Source organism: Thermoanaerobaculum aquaticum (genome assembly GCF_000687145.1).
GTDB lineage: Bacteria > Acidobacteriota > Thermoanaerobaculia > Thermoanaerobaculales > Thermoanaerobaculaceae > Thermoanaerobaculum > Thermoanaerobaculum aquaticum.
This window is the reverse complement of record NZ_JMFG01000061.1, coordinates 1-606: the sequence shown is the minus strand read 5'-3', so window position 1 is coordinate 606 and position 606 is coordinate 1. Positions and strand designations below refer to the sequence as shown.

At 60.1% G+C, this 606-nt stretch carries 1 protein-coding gene; it reads left to right on the top strand.

Features of this window, described 5'->3' with window-relative positions:
* Positions 1-74 precede the first annotated feature (74 nt).
* On the top strand, positions 75-606 hold a 532-nt coding region (locus tag EG19_RS12010; protein ID WP_235208744.1), incomplete at its 3' end, for a PH domain-containing protein.

Below are 606 nucleotides of genomic sequence, written 5' to 3'. Positions count from 1 at the left end.
GAAACTTCTTTGTGGCCGTCTTGGTGTGGCCTCACCATGAGGCCAGTTTTACCGTCAGCCCAAACTGGCTTGTGGTGCACACCAAGGAGGGACTTTGGGGAGACACCACGAGTTTCCCCCTAAAAGGCTTGCGGGAAAGCAAAGTGGTTCGCGTTTCCGGGGGAACAAGGCTTTCCGGGAAGCAGTCCGCCGGTTACTGCGCAGGTTGGTTTACCTACCCTGAGCTAGGCAAGGTTTGGCAGGTAACCGATTGTGGCGAGGACGTGGTTTTGCTCGCTTTTTCTTCCGGTGTCCGGGTGCTGCTGGCGCCCCAGGATCCCGAAGCTTTCCTGGCCGCCGTTTCCCACCGGCAACAGGCGAGCTTTGCCCTGCGGGTCAATCCCCAGGCTAAACGGGGCATAGCTTGGGACCTAGTGGTGCTGGTATTGCTGCTACCCATAGCCATTGCCGTATGGGTCCTGGCGCTCATCCACAAGGGACCAGCGAGACTTGCCTACGCCTTCGAGCCCGGTTTTTTGTTGGTTCGCACCTTTGCCCTCCTCAAACGCTTCGACCTCCAGGGGGCCACCGCCCAGGTGGTGGAGCCCCGCGGTTTGGCGCGCCTTG